Here is a 1,546-nt window from a genome sequence, read left to right as displayed (position 1 = left end):
ACCCGACGGTAGCATCGGCCGAGGGGACGGAAGGGTTCCCGAGCGTACCGTCGAGAACAATTTATGGGTTCTTAGGGGGTTCGCTCGTTGGCTCCGAGCAGAGAACAGAGATTCGATGGCTTCTCGGTTTTTAAACGATCCAGATTCACTAGCCGGTGATATCGCGGATTACTGGGCAAGCGGTGGGGATGATCAGAACCGTCTTCAGTCAGCACTGTCTCATTTCAGGAGGCTCGCGCCTGAGGGGCAAGACCTCCAAGCCGTTGGACCTGGGCCGCGCCTGATGGGGCGCCGAATTCATGTTCCCTATCCCGACGACGCCCGCGTCATTGATGGCTTGGCTAACGAAGAGCTGAGCAAGCGCGGATCGGACTCGACTTCTCGAAAAAATGCCAGCAACCAACGAAAATTTAGCGGTTGGCTCCAAAGGACGGGCAGGGAGAGCATAGTCAACCGACTCACGGGTACTGATCAGCAGCAACAGTCGTTGAAGGACGATTTTAGGGCCTTTACCAAGGATGTAGGAAAAAAAGCGGTCGTGAGTTTCGATCGGCTGCGGCAGTATCTAGGCGCCGAGTCGCAGTTGAAACCGCATGATCCTTATCCCGACGACGCCCTCATGATTGATGGCTGCGCCAAGGAAGAGCTGAGCAAGCTCGGATCGGACTCGACTTCCAAGAGGAAAGTTGTCCGGGTTACGGCCATAAATCAACGGAGGTTTAGTGGTTGGCTCCAAAAGAATGGTCGGGGGAGCATAGGCAGTCGCCTGACTGGCAGTGATGAGCAGCAAGGGTCGTTGAAGGAGGATTTTAGGGCCTTTACCAAGGAAGAAGGAAGAATAAACGTGGGTCTCGATCGGCTGCGGCAGTATCTAGGCGCCGAGTCGCAGTTGAAACAGCATCATCCTTATCCCGACGACGCCCTCATGATTGATGGCTTGGCCAACGAAGAGCTGAGCAAGCTCGGATCGGACTCGACTTCGCAGAGGAAAGTCGTCTTGAATCTGGCCAGCAATCAACGGAGGTTTAGTAATTGGCTCCAAAAGAATGGTCGGGGGAGCATAGGCAGTCGCCTGACTGGCAGTGATGAGCAGCAAGGGTCGTTGAAGGAGGATTTTAGGGCCTTTACCAAGGATGAAGGAAAAAAAGTGGTCGTGAGTTTCGATCGGCTGCGGCAGTATCTAGGCGCCGAGTCGCAGTTGAAACCGCATGATCCTTATCCCGACGACGCCCTCATGATTGATGGCTGCGCCAATGAAGAGCGGAGTAAGCTCGGATCGGACTCGACTTCGCAGAGGAAAGTCGTCTCGACGCTGGCCAGCAATCAACGAAAGTTTGGTGATTGGCTGCAAAAGCAGGGTAGGGAGAGCATAGCGAGCCGGCTCAACGGCAGTGATCAGCAGCAATGGTCGTTGAAAAGAGATTACCAAGACTTCACCGAAGACATGGGAAAACACACTATCTCTTTCAAGCGGCTTCGGCAGTACCAGCAAGTCGTTGAGGCGAACGCAGCGTCGGGGTTGTCCCCTGAGCCGGCAAGTGGCCGC

1 pseudogene is annotated in these 1,546 nt (G+C 54.9%); it reads left to right on the top strand.

Annotated features, from left to right (window positions below):
* Nucleotides 1-115 precede the first annotated feature (115 nt).
* Nucleotides 116-1,546: pseudogene (locus C4N04_RS31365) on the top strand (hypothetical protein); the annotation flags it as partial.

This window comes from Rhizobium sp. H4 (genome assembly GCF_003013335.1).
Taxonomy (GTDB): Bacteria; Pseudomonadota; Alphaproteobacteria; order Rhizobiales; family Rhizobiaceae; genus Rhizobium; species Rhizobium sophoriradicis.
This window is presented reverse-complemented; position numbering and strand designations above follow the sequence as displayed.